The organism is Agarivorans sp. (assembly GCF_050295395.1).
Classification (GTDB): Bacteria; Pseudomonadota; Gammaproteobacteria; order Enterobacterales; family Celerinatantimonadaceae; genus Agarivorans.
The window spans coordinates 1-15159 of the sequence record NZ_JBNKPP010000225.1 but is presented as its reverse complement, the minus strand read 5'-3'; the positions used below and the strand labels follow the sequence as shown (position 1 = coordinate 15159).

The window sequence follows — 15159 nt, the reverse complement described above, 5'->3', positions numbered from 1 at the left end:
TATTGTTAACTGAAGCATTACGCTGATTTTATCCACTTAACAATCAATAGCCAACGGCTATTACTATTATAGATTCAATCGTTTTTACTTATCATTATAAAAACTGGATACTAAACCCATCGAAACAACGAACACCATTTATTAGTACTTAACATCTTACGGAGAAATATTATGTTAGAGAATCGCGAAGGCCAATCAGTACCCAATGTAACTTTCCATACTCGCCAAGGCGACGCATGGGTAGATGTGACCACTGAACAACTATTTAAAAACAAAACAGTTGTAGTATTTGCCCTACCCGGTGCCTTTACGCCAACTTGTTCATCAACTCACTTACCACGCTACAACGAGCTAGCGGGTGTACTTAAAGAAAACGGCGTTGACGACATTGTGTGTATCAGCGTCAACGATACCTTTGTAATGAATGCGTGGCTGGCCGACCAAGAAGCAGACAACATTACTGTTATTCCTGATGGTAACGGTGAATTCAGCGAAGGTATGGGCATGTTAGTCGATAAAGACGAGCTAGGTTTTGGCAAACGTAGCTGGCGCTACTCAATGCTAGTTAAAGATGGCGTGATCGAAAAAATGTTCATCGAGCCAAACGTACCAGGCGACCCATTTGAAGTATCAGATGCCGACACCATGCTGGAATACATTAATGCCGATGCAAAGAAACCATCTGCTATTAGCATTATTACTAAGCCAGGTTGTCCATTCTGTGCCAAAGCCAAGCAATTGCTAATCGACAAAGGCCTTGCTTACGAAGAAATCATCTTAGGTACTGATGCCACCAGCGTAAGCCTAAAAGCGATTAGCGGCCGTAGCACCGTGCCTCAAGTGTTCATTGAAGGTAAGCACATCGGCGGTAGCGACGAGTTAGAAGCTCACTTCGCTTAAACCCAAGGCTCAAGTGTTCAGGCGAGTCAATCACTCGCCTGACCTTAACAATCATTGCTGTTTCAAAGGTATTACCATGTCCAATTTCGAAGTAACACAATCTGTAGATGTAGCCATTATCGGCGGTGGAACCGCAGGTTTAGCCGCTTACCGTGCAGCCAAAGAACACACAGACTCAGTATTGATGATTGAAGGGGGCCCTTACGGCACCACTTGTGCTCGAGTGGGCTGTATGCCCAGCAAACTGCTGATTGCCGCAGCAGAAAATGCTCATCAATATGAAAAATCTGCCCAATTTGGCGTTAACTTGGGCAAACCACAAATCGATGGCCATGCAGTTATGCAACGAGTCAAATCAGAACGCGACCGTTTTGTTGGTTTTGTATTGGAGTCTGTTGAAGGCATTGAGCCGCAACATAAACTCGAAGGTTATGCCGAGTTTATCGACTCTCAGCATTTAAAAGTAAAACATGCCGATGCTAGCGAATCGGTGATTGCAGCCAAACGTATCGTTATCGCCAGTGGTTCACGGCCCGCTTACCCTGCCGCTTGGCATGAGCTGGGTGAACGCTTAGTGGTAAACGATGACATTTTTGAGTGGGACACGCTACCCAAATCAGTAGCGGTATTTGGCCCCGGTGTGATTGGCCTAGAACTGGGTCAGGCCTTACATCGTTTAGGCGTGAAAGTCCTGATGTTTGGTATTGGCGGCATTGTTGGTCCCTTAAGCGATCCAAGCTTAAACGACTATGCCAACAAGGTATTTGCTGAAGAATTTTACCTCGACTCCGACGCTAAAGTTGACAGCATTGAACGCAGTGACAATGGGGTGAGACTTCGCTACCAAGACAAGCAAGGTAACACCGTAGAAACCGAAGTAGAGTACTTGGTGGCAGCCACTGGTCGTCGACCCAATACCGACAAACTTGGCTTAGACAAACTAGATATTAAGCTCGACCAACGCGGTGTACCGGTTGCCGATCACTACACCTTGCAAACCGCGCTAGCGCATATTTTTATTGCCGGTGATGCCAGCAACCAAATTCCGTTGCTTCATGAAGCCGCCGATCAAGGTAAAATCGCCGGTGATAACGCAGGCCGCAGCCATGAGGTTCGCGCCGGTTTACGCCGCACCCCAATTGCGGCGGTATTCAGTGAGCCACAGATCGCCATGGTAGGGGAAAGCTACCGTGACATAGAAAAACGCTTAGGTAATTGTGGCTGTTTTGAAGTGGGTGAAGTCAGTTTTGAAAATCAAGGCCGTAGCCGCGTGATGTTAGTCAATAAGGGCATGGCTCACCTGTATGGCGAACAAGGTACAGGCCGCTTCTTAGGCGCAGAAATTATCGGCCCCAACGCCGAACACTTAGCTCACTTGTTAGCTTGGGCGCATCAAGCCAAGATGACTGTCTCGCAAATGCTGGACATGCCTTTCTATCACCCGGTAATAGAAGAGGGTTTACGTACCGCTCTGCGCGACCTCAACGCCAAGTTACACCTTGGCCCAGAAATGATTGATGCCTGTATGGAATGTGGTGTGGGTAGCTAATCCCAATAAGCCAAATAACAACAGCCCCGCAATTAAGCGGGGCTTTCATTTTTAATGACAAAAAAAATATTAAAAGGTTAGTATGGGCTAGACACAGAGTAAAACTTATCAATACCGCCAGTTTGCTCTATGCTAACCCTAGCTTTATTTGAACAAGGATGCTCAGTAATAGCGCTCATGACTCACTTTAGTAATTTTTTCCGCCTCATACTATTGCTCATCGGCTTAATGCATAACGCACATGCCGACGATTACAGCGGCCAGCAGCAAATCTATTTAGCCGAAGATCAACAAGTATTACCACATCGCTATAACGACATCAAAAATTGGCTGACCAAGCTGCAAAATGTCGATAGCGTGGCGCTTAACGGCGGTAGTTATTGGCTGGTCAAAAAAATTGATATATCTCACCCCCAAGAATGGATTGCCAGCGTTGATGGCCCGGCGATAGAAAATATCGATTACTACCTTTACTCCGAAGGCAATCAAATTCGCCATTTAAGCAGTGGTTACCTGCATCCTTACGAATACTTATTTAGCTATGCGCGCCACATCGATACTCCTAGCCTAGGCGGCTATTGGTTAATCACTCGTGTATCTAGCCACTTTTATACCGAACAACCGCAGTTAAATTTTGGCCCCAAACCTCGCATGAGCCAACTTTATCACTGGCGAGCCAGTATCATTACTTTCTGTTTAGGGGCGGTATTGGTATTAGCCATTTACAATGCCGCCATTGGCTTTGTGCAACAAGACAGAGTCTTTGCCTACTTCAGCGCCTATGTGTTTGCCATTGTGATTGCTTTGGCCTCGATTTTTCATATCGGCTCCGACCTATTTGGCATCAAGAACCCTAAGCTCTACATGCTGCCAGTACTATTTATTCCGCTATGTAGCTTGTTGTTTTATTCACGCTTTCTCGACTTACAGCAAGTTTCACTGTCGTTATGGCGCGCCAACCGCCTAGTTATGTTACTTAGCATCATTGCCATGCCCATCATTGTGATTTGGATAAATTGGACAGTGGTGATTGTTTATACGATATGCTTGTTATGGGTTGCACTCTCGTTTGTCTGTGCCATCTACAGTTTCAAAAAAACGGCAATACAGGGGCGTTTGTTTGTATTATCCACTCTCATCTTGCTGGTGCCTACCAGCCTGCTAGCCTCTTCTTTTGTCCCGAAATCCACCTCCTTAATCCTCGCGGCAGATTTATCTGTGGTGCTGTGCGCCATCGCCAATACCCTGTTGATGTCGCTCGCGCTCAATTACAAATTCAAACAAATCAGCATCAGATCCGCGCAGGTGGCCGAGCAACTTCATCAAGAGCGCGACGCCGCTCGCTCAGATGCCTTGACCGGCCTACAGAACCGCTATGCATTTAATGAATATGTCGGCAAGATCCCGTTTGAAAAAGCTCCCTACCTCTGCTTAGCTCTCATCGACATCGATTATTTAAAAACCATCAATGACCAAGCAGGCCACCAAGAAGGCGATAAGTTAATTAAGCTAGTAGCCGATGCCCTCACTTTGGTGTTTAATCACCAAGTGCAGCTATTTAGAATTGGCGGCGATGAATTTGCGGTCTTTAGCCAAGAGCTTAGCCGTCAACAAGTTGATGAAAAGCTAGCGATTGCCGACAGAATCATTCAGCTTAATGGCACCGCGCAAAGCGGTATTAGCTTTGGTAGCGCTACGACCGATGATTGCCAAGATGCCGAGCAACTGTTCTACAAAGCCGACATGACCATGTATCAACAAAAGGCTCAGCGTAAACAAAAAAGCAAACCCTTGAGTAACATCCAACTCGCCTAAAGTTGCACTATCTCGGCTCAGCTTGATATAACTAAGCCTCAGCAAGCGCCAAACGCTGTAGACTATTCATTCACCGTTTTAATGGATCAGCTGATGATTATTTCTCCCCAACTCACTGGCAATGTAGCGCGTAACTGCCACCCTCTAGGTTGCCAAGCCAATCTGCAACAACAAGTTCACTACCTAAAACAACAGCCAACAATACAAGGCGCTAAGAAGGTGCTGATTCTGGGCGCGTCATCAGGTTTTGGTTTAGCCTCTCGACTCAGCCTCGCCTTTGCCGGCAATGCCGATACCATTGGTCTCTCCTTTGAGCGCGGCCCCAGTGAAAAAGGCCTTGGCACGGCGGGCTGGTATAACAATATCTATTTCCGCCAACTCGCAGAACAGCAGGGCCTGATCGCCAAAAATTTCATTGGTGATGCTTTTTCGCCAACCATGCGAGCCGAGGTGATTGATTACATCAAAAACCAATTTGGGGGTCAGGTAGACTTAGTTATCTATAGTCTAGCGACCGGCAAACGCACCACCGCCTCTGGGCAGTGGCAATCAGTACTAAAAACCACCGACAAGCCGCTGCATGGCTACAGTATTAACTTACAAACCGAGCAACTAGAGCCTCAAACGGTGGAGGTAGCCAGTAGCGAGGAGCTTGAAGCCACTTGTAAGGTAATGGGTGGAGATGAGTGGCAAAACTGGATTGACGCCCTGCAACAGGCCAAGGTATTAGCCAAGGGTTGTACCACCATTGCTTATTCCTATGTTGGCCCAGAGCGTACCGCCGCCATTTATCGAGATGGCACCATTGGCCGCGCCAAACAGCACCTGCACGCCACCGCCGAACAGCTCAACCAACAATTAAGCCAACAGCTACAGGGCCACGCCTACGCCTGTGTATGCAAGGCCTTGGTCACCAAAGCCAGTGTTTACATTCCGGTGATGTCACCATACATCGCACTACTCTATAAGGTAATGAAAGAACAAGGCCTACATGAAGAATGCCTAGAGCAAAGCTATCGCTTATTTAGCCAACATTTATACCCCGAGGACGGCATAGTTAAACTGGACCGGCAACAGCAACTGCGCATCGACGATTACGAGCTAAGCAACCCAGTGCAACAGCAAATTGATCAGCGCTATCCCTTAATTACCAGCGATAACTTTAAACAAGTCACCGACTTCGCCGGGTATAAACAAGCCTTTTTACAGTTAAATGGCTTTGCCATAGATGGCGTCGACTATCAGCAAGCGATTGACGAAACTGCCTTAAAAGAATTACAGCCATGATCCAGATTCGTCCGATCAATGCAGAACAAACACTGGCCATTCGCCAACGAGTACTGTGGCCGCAACACTCGATTGAATTTTGCCGAGTCGCAGAAGACCAACAAGCTCAGCACTTTGGTGGCTGGCTAGACGAAGACTTAGTGATTGTGGCCTCACTGTTCACCGAGCAACGCCAGTTAAGATTACGTAAGTTTGCCTGCCTGGAACAATATCAAGGTCGTGGCTTTGGCCGTCAGCTATTACAGAGCTTAATCGAGCAGCATCAACATAGAGGACTGGAAAGATTTTGGTTTGATGCGCGTTGCAGTGCCATAGGCTTTTATCAAAGCTTGGGCTTTAGCGTTTGCAGTGACACTTTCGATAAACATGGTGTGGCTTATGTAAAAATGGAACAAGCACTGACCCCTTAAAATTTGAGCGAAAAAAAGGAGAAGCATCAGCTTCTCCAGTTTTTCTGTCGGTCAACAAAGGTCAGATCTTATTTCTTTATCGCGCCAGTCCGTGGAACGATGGAAATAGAGTAATGATAGCGTTTTCTTGATGCAAGTATTTTCCCCTTTTATCCCAAGAAATTCGATCAAGCTCACTTAAATTCACCAAATAAGTGATCTAGATCAAGGAACCGAACCTTACTTGGAAATTACAAGCTAAACCTATGTTTTATAAGACTTAGACACCAATAAACGGTCCTTTATCAGATAACAAGTCGGTGTTTTCAAATAGTACAATCTTTTGAAAATTAACAAATAAAATTAGTGACTTCATTAAAAATAAGCGCTTTGTTTGCTAACTGAATAAAACACACTAAATAATGGAGTAAATGTCGAACCGATGTGTTTTGGTGCTGAGTTGGTTGGCAGCCGCTTTCCCCGCAAGAGGTGTGGCAGTACTAGGGCGTTTTACTACTACCCGCTTGCTGGCAATGTTTAAGGCTTGCTGCAGTAATTCATCGGCATCCGAGTCGGCCCCGACTAAATGCTGAAAGATGCGCATTTCCTTTTTCACCTGTGCCGACTTCTTGCGGTGGGGGTACATGGGGTCTAGGTAAACAACTTCCGCTTGTAAGTGATGCTGTTGGATATCGCTAATACTATTGGCATGAATTAACTTCATTCTTTGAGTCACCCACTCCCCGATATCAGGATCGGCTTTAGCCCGATTCAAGCCATCTTCCAGCAAGGCGGCCACCCAAGGGGAGCGTTCGAACATAGTGACTTGGCAACCCAGATTAGCCAATACAAAAGCATCTCGACCTAAACCGGCGGTGGCATCTATCACACTGGGACGCTGGCCCTTTTTCACGCCTACCGCCTTGCTTACCGCTTCGGCACCACCATAATGCCGACGATGGGCCGCTTTGCCCGCTAAAAAGTCGACTTTAATCGCCCCCAGCTTGGCTTCATCACACCAACGCAGGCTTAAGCCATTGCCATCTAGTAATAAGCAAAAGCCCGTCTCTGGCAACTCCGCTACGCGCAGCATAGAGAAACGCCGTTGTAACGACTCGGCGTAATTCAAATCGGCATCTGGCAGGCAATATAAACGGGGCGCTTCAGCACTCAATTAACGACTCTCCTGAAAAACTTAGTAAATTTGCGAGAAACGGCATTATTTTAATACCAGCATTTCAATCGGAACAGGTTTCCCAAAATGGTAACCCTGAGCGTAATCCACACCAATCTCGGCCAATATCTGATTAATCGCCTGATTCTCCACAAACTCGGCAATGGTTTTCTTGCCCATCACCTGAGCCATTTGGTTGATACTGTTTACAATGGCTGCATCCATTTTATCGTTTTCTAAATCACGAATGAAAATGCCATCAATTTTCAAGTAATCAATTGGCAGCTGCTTTAAATAGCCGAAAGAGGATAGACCAGAACCAAAGTCATCGAGCGCGATTTTACAACCCAACTGGCGAACTTTTTGGAAAAACTGAGTGGCCACATCCAGATTAGCAATCGCTACCGTCTCGGTGGTTTCAAAACACAGTTTATTCATCGGCAAAGCGCTACTCTCAAGGGTAGCCAGCAACCATTCAACAAACTCGGTATTGCCTAAAGACTGGCCGGATAGGTTCATCGAACACATATTTAAACGCGTTAAATGGCCAGGGTTTTCACTGAGCCATTGCAAACTTTTAGCAATCACCACCCGGTCGATGCGGTCGGCCAAGTTGTAGTTTTCCGCTGCTGGTAAAAATGCCCCCGGAGGAACCACTCTACCGTCTTCGTCAATCATCCGAATCAATACTTCATAGTGTAAGTAGTCACTATCGGTGGCCGAAACAGGCACAATGGCTTGGGCATACAACAAGAAGCGTTCTTCACGTAGTGCTTTTTGGATCCGGGTCACCCATTCAATTTGTCCTTGTCTCTCCAGTAACATCTGGTCATCCATTTGATACAGGTAGACACGGCTGCGCCCCAAAGACTTAGCAGTAAAGCAAGCATTATCAGCCTGCGCCAACACCTGCTGAGAAGAGCCTTGCTGCTGCTGGAATAAGGTTACCCCAATACTACAACCGAAACTAAACATGCGTTCGTCATGAACATAATGAGTATCGCTAAGCTTGTCGATGACCTGGTCGGCAAATGCTAGGCTTTCTTGCAACGAGGTTTGCTCAAGCAAAATAGCAAACTCATCACTACCTAGGCGGGCTACAATCGCCTGCTCCGGCAACATCTGATTTAACACTCCCGCCACCTGCTTCAAAGCTTGGTCGCCCGAGGCATGGCCAAAGGTATCATTAATCACCTTGAACTGGGCTAAATCAATAAACAACAGAGCATGTTGCAGTCCATTCGGCTGCTTATCACCTAGTAAATACTCTAAGCGGCGTTCGAAAAATCCTCGATTGTAGATCCCGGTTAACGAATCATAATTAGCATGAAAATCTAGCTCTTTAGCCAAACTTCGCGTGGTGGTGATATCTTCACAAACCAGCATATACAAATCTTCGTCGGCCATTTTGACAAAAGACTCTTTGAACCAAAGGATTTTACCTTGGTTGGTTTGGTAGGCCACTTGGCGAGTTTGTTTGACTTGCCCAATGCCATGCAAATAAGCCAACAGACTGAGCTGCAGTTGTTGGTCGGTGTATAAGGTTCGTAATTGGGCCAAATTTAACTGCTGCTGACTAAAACCAAGATGTTCTGCCGCGACCTGGTTACAACATACAATCACCCCTAAATGATTCACTAAAAACAGCATCGCGGGACTATGTTCAAACAAACTTCGATAGTGCCGTTCACTCCGTTTTAGTTGCTGCTGTTGCTGCTGTAGAGGGCTTAAATCACGCATTTCAAGTACTAGCGCTTCCAGCTGCCCACGCTGGTGCAGCTGCGGCTTCAGCGAAAAGTCATATAACAATGTGCCTTGTTGCTGCACAAAATCTGCCTGAAAGCGCTGCGTTTCACCATTTAAACCTTGAGCGATGGCCTCTCTGAGCTGCTGTTTTAGATCGAGTTGGCTCTGCCAAATATGGCTATCTAGCAAAGAGTTACCGACCAGAAAATCTGCCCGCTCACCTAATAGTTGCTGCATCGCCTTATTCATTAACAATACGTGACCGTCAACGTCGAGCAAAGCACAGGCCTGCTCAGTATAGGTGAAGACCCTATCGAGCTGTTGTTGCTGAACTAAGGCCTGACGTTTCAAACGACGGTTAAGCAACCAAATCGCGTATACCACTGCCACCAATACAAAGCAGATAACCGCCACGATTAGCAATGAACGGTAACGTTCAAACCAGGTTTGATAAGCACGCTGATTGAGCAATATGCTATTTTTTGCCAAATGGGTCGGTGATATTTTCCAGCGCGCCAGTTGTTCACTATCAAACAGGTAGTGCTGAGGAGCACGTGCAGCAATCGGAATATCACGAATATCGGTGCCTTGCAGCACTTGGTTAAGCATCTGCCCCACCGCTTCGCCTAGCGTATTTGGCAAGCTAACAAAGCCCCCGACCGCCCCATAACCAATGGCATCCCCCCACAAACTAAATAAAGGTGCCCGAGAAGCCTCAGACAAAGACGCTATCGCTTGTTCTGATAGTTGCTTTTGACCGATCTTAGACAAGTGCAAATTGCCCAATAACACCGCTTGATTTCGTGAAAGCTGCGAGGTTTTGGCCTTAACCTCTTCGTAATTACCGCCCTGCCACAGGGTGTAGGAGATGGCAAACTGCTTGGCGAGTTGAGTAAAGTTATTACGCACCTGCTGGCCCATGGGGCTATCATCGGTTAATAAGTGAACAGCTTCTAAATTGGGGACTAATTGACGAATTAATAACAAGTTTTCACGCAAGGGTAACTGTTCGTGAATCCCACTCAACAAGCGCTCATGCGCCCCCATGTAGCCAGAGAGATCGGCACCAGCGGCGATCACCGGAACCTGTAATAGCTCTTGGTCCTGCAGAGCTACCAGTTGAGCCAAAGACTGCTCACCAACGCTAACCACTAAATCAAACTGGTAATAGAGCAAAACTTGCTTCAACAGCTCATCTTGGGCCATGCGGTAACCTGCATCGGGGTTCGCCGAGGGTGAGAGTTGTCGATTAAACAGCCATACTGACTGTTCGGCTGTCGCTTGGCGTAAGCCTCGATCAAACTCGGCATACCATTGTGGCCCTGCCGGATAAGAGTTTAATACTAAAACACGGGCGGTTCGGGCTTGGGCGTTAAAACTGCTACTCAGACACAACAATACCAATAGCAGCTTAAATAAAGCGCTGAGTGAATAGCCCCGAATGAATAAATTATTCAGCAAAATATTCATCCACCTTCGTCATTTTTTATCCATTTTTATCATCCAGCCCCGCGTGATTACCAGCACTAGGCTTAGTCATTCCAGTTCTGTAGAATATGCTACCAAACTACAGCAAGGTTTATCATATTTATGAATATTTTGATGGCTCTATCGCAACTAGAGGTAACTGGAGCCGAAGTCTACGCGACTCAACTTGGCAACCGACTCAGCCAACGTGGCCATCAAGTATTTTACGTATCCGATACTTTAAGTTGCCCCCATCAAGGGCCACATTTTAAGTTGCGTTTCAATAAACGTAGTCTGCCGCGCCGATTTTGGCATGTATTCTATCTTATCTACTTAATTATTAGATACAAAATTCAGTTAGTTCACGCCCATAGCCGAGCCTCGGGTTGGTCTGCCTACATCGCCTGCAAACTCACCCATACCCCCATGGTTACCACCGTACACGGCCGGCAACCCGTACACCGTTCGCGCAAAAAATTTCATGCCTTGGGTTACCACGCTCTAGCAGTATGTGAAAATATTGCTCAACAAATTATTCGTGACTTAGGCGTACCCGCAGAGCAGGTGAGCGTGCTGCGCAATGGCATCAACAGCCAAGAGTTCTATCCCTTGCCTGCTGCCAATAATCCTCAGCCAATGATTCAAATCATCGGCCGCCTCACCGGCCCCAAAGGTGAGTTGGTTTACCAGCTATTGAAACAATGCATCGACTTAGATGCTTATCGTGTACAAGTGATTAGCGGCAGTCAACCCGATGCCCGCTTTGCTGAGTTTGAGTCCAAGGTCGAGTTTTGTGGTTACAGCAGCAATATTCGAGAAACCATCCAACAAGCCGACTTAGTGATAGGAGCCGGTCGCGTGGCCATGGAAGCACTACTGTGCCAAAAACAGGTCTTTGCCGTGGGTGAAGCGAAGGCTCTAGGCTATATCACCGAAGCCAACCTGCCAGCAGCGCTGGCTAGTAACTTTGGCGATGTGGCCGATGATGGCAGAACCGAACTCGATATAGATTACTCGAGCTTGGCCAAACAATTAGCCCAAATTCAGCAGCAGGCCCCAGTGAGTGACCAGTTGGTGACAGCTGTCAAAGCCGAGTACGATCTCGATGGTGTATGTGAACAAGTGCTCAAGCTCTATCAACGGGCCTATGTTTATACCAAGCAAAGGGAAATCCCCATCATCATGTACCACCGCGTGACTAAAGATGACAGCTTGGCCGGCACCTATGGTACCTACGTGACCACTGAGCGCCTAGAGCAGCATTTCCAAACCATTAAACGCATGGGTTTAACTCCGATTACCTTCAGTGAATTAGCCGAGATAGGCCTAGAGCATCGCTTTAATCCGGGCAAACGTTATATTATTTTGACCTTTGACGATGGCTATCAGGACAATTACGACTTGCTGTTGCCCTTACTTAAAAAATACCAGTTCAAAGCAGTCATCTATGCTGTCAGTGGTACTGATCACAACCGTTGGGATGTAGAGCACCCCAGCAAACCCGAACAACGCTTTGAGCTAATGAGCCCAGAAACCCTGCGCGATATCGACCGAAGCGGCTACGTTGAAATTGGTGGACATACCCTTAACCACCCTAAATTGGCTGAACTGAGTGACGCAGAACAACGCCATGAAATACAGCAAAACAAACTGGATCTAGAAAACTTGCTAGGGCGGCAGCTAAACACCTTTGCTTACCCCTACGGTAACCACAACCAGCAAAGCAAAGAGATAGTGAAACAGGCAGGCTATCAATTTACCGTAGCCACCGATTCAGGCCCTGTAGCGATGCATGAAGACTTGCAGCAGATCCGCCGCATAGTGATGTTCCCCAGTACCAGTAGATTTGGCCTATGGCGAAAAATTAAGGGCAACTACACCCTAAGAAAAGCCAAATAACAACCAGCTTTAGCCTCTTAGCAAACTGGGTTTGGTAATATTAAGCTTGCGCCGACTCGGTAGTAAGCCTAGCTAAAAGCTGGCGACACTTCTGCAGTAATTCGGCCAAGTCAAACTCACCGATGTTGACTTCTTCCTGCGAATTGCTCGGTTCACGAGAAAACACCACTTCGGTGGGTTGATAGTTAGGCTGCCACATGGCGAAATTGGCGGGGTCGGGACGATAAATTGCCACCATAGGACTCGCAAAACAACGGGCTAAGTGCACGGTGGCGGTATCCACACTAATAAACAACTTACTGTGTTTAATCAGCGCCGCATTTTGGTCGATGCTTTGAGTTTGTGCTAAGCAATGCACTCCGGCCAAGGGCTCGGCGACTCGGCTTACCAAAGCTTGGTTACTGGGCGAAGCCAGAATCACTAAAGAGAACTCCGGAAAGGCTTCTCTTAAGCCCGCAGCCACTTGTATAAGTCGCTCCTCGGTAAATGAGCGCTTACCAGCATTGCCAAAAGGGTTAAGCGCAATATATTGGCCACGCATTTCAGCTAAAAAACCCAATACGGCTTGCTCGGTTTCCGCTGGCAAAGTATAGCGATAATTGGCATCTTCCACCGTAACGCCTAAACGCTTAGCGGCTTCGATAAAATATTGCTGACTAGGTTTACCCAACACCTGCTCACGAATGTTGCAGTTAATTAAACCAACGCCTTGAGCAATGCCGATGTTAAGCTGCGCCTTTAAGCAGCCTAGCATCAAGAAGTCTCGTGCTTTTACCGTTTCGGGCAGAAATATTACCGCTTGATAATAAGGTAGCCGGGAGATGAGTTTTTTCACCTGCCACAGCTTGGCGCGTTTAGGATAATGATGAACATGGTCAATAGCGGGGTTACTTTCATACATCGCCGCGGTGTTGGCGGTGCAAAGCACCCCAATGGTCATATTCGGATTGGCTTTTTTTAGTTCTGGATAGATAAACGACGCCACTAAGCTGTCGCCTATCTTTCCGTCACTACGCACGATCAAGACACTGTCGCAAGACTCTAGCCTTTCTAGTGGCGGCAAGTTGCGGTCGAACAAGCTGCGCCCAAGTGCAAAGTTAAACTTATCTCTTGAGCGACGAACGCCGTGTAAGTAGTCACTAATAGCCATGGCGTATCCGAATTAAGCCAAAGCGGTTTTTAGTAGCTCAAGGTATTTCGCTTCTGTTGCTTGGCGATGCTCAATCAGGGCTTGGCTACGTTGCTCCACGTTTTCAATGGCCGAACGCACTACCGCCATGAACTCGTCGGTACTGGCATCCAAAGTCACCATATCAGCTAAGAAACCTTTCACCGTGCTAGCGCGCGGATCATGGGCAATCATCACACCAGGCGTCCCCTGTGAGGCACACATACCGATACCATGAACGCGATACCCCACCATTAAATCGTACTCACTGAAGATGTCTCGATAATCCTTAGCGTCGAAGGAATAACGTAAAGTATGACCTGGGAAGTCTTTCTTAAAGTCAGACAATTCGTCGATGTAATGAGCGACAAATTCAATTTCATAGTCAGCCGATAATTGCTCGATCATCGCCTTGTAATTACGCATCATAAATTGATAGGTATCATCAGAAACATTATTACAAGCCACCGCGCTATTGGTACCGTAAAGAATACCGATTTTTTTCACCTGCTTAACTTGACGGAAAGTCGGGCTTGAAAACAGAGCCGGACAAGGCAAGTAATGCGCACCAATCGGGGCCAGTGCGGCATGGCACACCTCATCGCGACAAGTAATCAATTTGGCATTATCAAAAGCATAACGCTCATCTTCTGAAAACTGCTCGGCGTTGTACTCAAATGGTCCACTGGTGCCTAAACCTAGAAAAACCGTGGGAATTTTATATTCGCGAATCGACTCATAAAGCTTACGTGTGCGAATGCCGCGCCACTCTGGCGAGCCGGCGAATACCGCCATATCGGCGTAGTCCATAGGTAAGCGCTCTTTTACCGAGTTATCCAAGAATTTCTCAGCAAAGTCTTTACCCAAAGCGTTGTCTACGGCTTTGATGAAATCGTATTTCCGAGCTCGTCGAATCTGAGGATTACGGTTAAAAATTATCGGGTTATATTTACCTACAACCTTGCTCAACAGGTACTCAGTACCCATTAAAATGAACTCATCACCGGGGTTCCATTGGCGAGTAGTCGAAAAAACTATATTCATCATTTATTACCAAATTCATTTATCTGTAAGTCAGCACCAAGCAAGCATTTGAGCTAAGCCGATAAGCAGAGACTAGTGTATAACAATCACGACCAATCGAGGATCACTTTGCCACTTTGCCCCGAGCGCATCGCATCAAAGCCTTGTTGGAACTCATCCACCGAGTAGTGATGAGTAATAACCGGACTTAAATCGAGGCCAGATTGTATCAAAGATGCCATTTTATACCACGTCTCAAACATCTCACGGCCATAAATACCTTTGATCACCAAACCCTTGAAAATCACCTGACTCCAATCGATGCCCATATCGCTAGGGGGAATGCCCAACATGGCAATTTTTCCGCCGTGATTCATCAACTCCAGCATCGAACTAAAGGCACTGGGTACGCCCGACATCTCTAAGCCTACGTCAAAACCTTCGGTCATGTTCAGTTCAGCCATGGTGTCTTTTAGCGATTCCTTGGCCACGTTAACAACTCGCGTCGCGCCCATTTGTTTAGCCAAATCCAAGCGGTAGTCATTTACGTCGGTGACCACCACATGGCGTGCCCCCACGTGCTTGCAAATAGCCGCCGCCATTATGCCAATTGGGCCTGCACCGGTAATCAAGACATCTTCGCCCACTAGGTCAAAAGACAAAGCGCTGTGCACAGCATTACCGAAGGGGTCAAAAATCGCCGCTAAGTCGTCGCTAATTTCATCGGGAAGCTTAAAGGCGT

At 47.0% G+C, this 15159-nt stretch carries 11 protein-coding genes; 6 read left to right on the top strand and 5 right to left on the bottom strand.

Annotated features, from left to right (window positions below; all coding sequences use genetic code 11):
- The first annotated feature begins 171 nt into the window (after positions 1 to 171).
- The 5 genes from ACQY6Q_RS12750 to ACQY6Q_RS12730 all read left to right on the top strand — a co-directional run bounded on the left by ACQY6Q_RS12750 (position 172) and on the right by ACQY6Q_RS12730 (position 5961).
- On the top strand, positions 172 to 900 hold the full coding sequence (locus ACQY6Q_RS12750; RefSeq protein WP_427981950.1) for a glutathione peroxidase: 729 nt from the start codon (positions 172 to 174) through the stop codon (positions 898 to 900).
- A gap of 76 nt (positions 901 to 976) precedes the next feature.
- Complete coding sequence (locus ACQY6Q_RS12745; protein WP_427981948.1) at positions 977 to 2449, top strand: dihydrolipoyl dehydrogenase; 1473 nt, start codon at positions 977 to 979, stop codon at positions 2447 to 2449.
- 177 nt (positions 2450 to 2626) lie between these two features.
- Complete coding sequence (locus ACQY6Q_RS12740; protein ID WP_427981946.1) at positions 2627 to 4264, top strand: diguanylate cyclase domain-containing protein; 1638 nt, start codon at positions 2627 to 2629, stop codon at positions 4262 to 4264.
- A gap of 93 nt (positions 4265 to 4357) precedes the next feature.
- Positions 4358 to 5551 carry an enoyl-ACP reductase FabV gene (gene fabV / locus ACQY6Q_RS12735; protein WP_427981944.1) on the top strand — a complete coding sequence of 398 codons (1194 nt, stop codon included), beginning with the start codon at positions 4358 to 4360 and terminating at the stop codon, positions 5549 to 5551.
- On the top strand, positions 5548 to 5961 hold the full coding sequence (locus ACQY6Q_RS12730) for a GNAT family N-acetyltransferase (RefSeq protein WP_427981942.1): 414 nt from the start codon (positions 5548 to 5550) through the stop codon (positions 5959 to 5961). The genes fabV and ACQY6Q_RS12730 overlap by 4 nt, the downstream gene beginning before the upstream one ends.
- Before the next feature lie 394 nt (positions 5962 to 6355).
- Here the strand turns inward: ACQY6Q_RS12730 and ACQY6Q_RS12725 are convergent, their stop codons facing one another.
- A complete protein-coding gene (locus tag ACQY6Q_RS12725) occupies positions 6356 to 7114 on the bottom strand; it encodes a class I SAM-dependent methyltransferase (RefSeq protein WP_427981940.1) in 759 nt (252 codons plus the stop codon).
- A gap of 45 nt (positions 7115 to 7159) precedes the next feature.
- Complete coding sequence (locus ACQY6Q_RS12720) at positions 7160 to 10330, bottom strand: ABC transporter substrate binding protein (RefSeq protein ID WP_427981938.1); 3171 nt, start codon at positions 10328 to 10330, stop codon at positions 7160 to 7162.
- Positions 10331 to 10450: 120 nt separating this feature from the next.
- Between ACQY6Q_RS12720 and ACQY6Q_RS12715 the strand changes: the two genes are divergently transcribed.
- Positions 10451 to 12226: a polysaccharide deacetylase family protein gene (locus ACQY6Q_RS12715; RefSeq protein WP_427981936.1), complete on the top strand. Its 1776-nt coding sequence runs from the start codon at positions 10451 to 10453 to the stop codon at positions 12224 to 12226.
- A gap of 40 nt (positions 12227 to 12266) precedes the next feature.
- Here ACQY6Q_RS12715 and ACQY6Q_RS12710 read toward each other — a convergent pair whose 3' ends face one another.
- From ACQY6Q_RS12710 to ACQY6Q_RS12700, 3 genes are all read right to left on the bottom strand, one after another.
- The gene (locus ACQY6Q_RS12710; RefSeq protein WP_427981934.1) at positions 12267 to 13376 is read right to left on the bottom strand and encodes a glycosyltransferase family 9 protein; all 1110 of its coding nucleotides are present in this window, start codon (positions 13374 to 13376) and stop codon (positions 12267 to 12269) included.
- Between the two features lie 12 nt (positions 13377 to 13388).
- Positions 13389 to 14441, bottom strand: coding sequence for a polysaccharide pyruvyl transferase family protein (locus ACQY6Q_RS12705; RefSeq protein WP_427981932.1), 1053 nt, complete (start codon positions 14439 to 14441; stop codon positions 13389 to 13391).
- Between the two features lie 83 nt (positions 14442 to 14524).
- A partial coding sequence (locus ACQY6Q_RS12700) for a zinc-binding dehydrogenase (RefSeq protein WP_427981930.1) occupies positions 14525 to 15159 on the bottom strand: 635 nt, incomplete at its 5' end.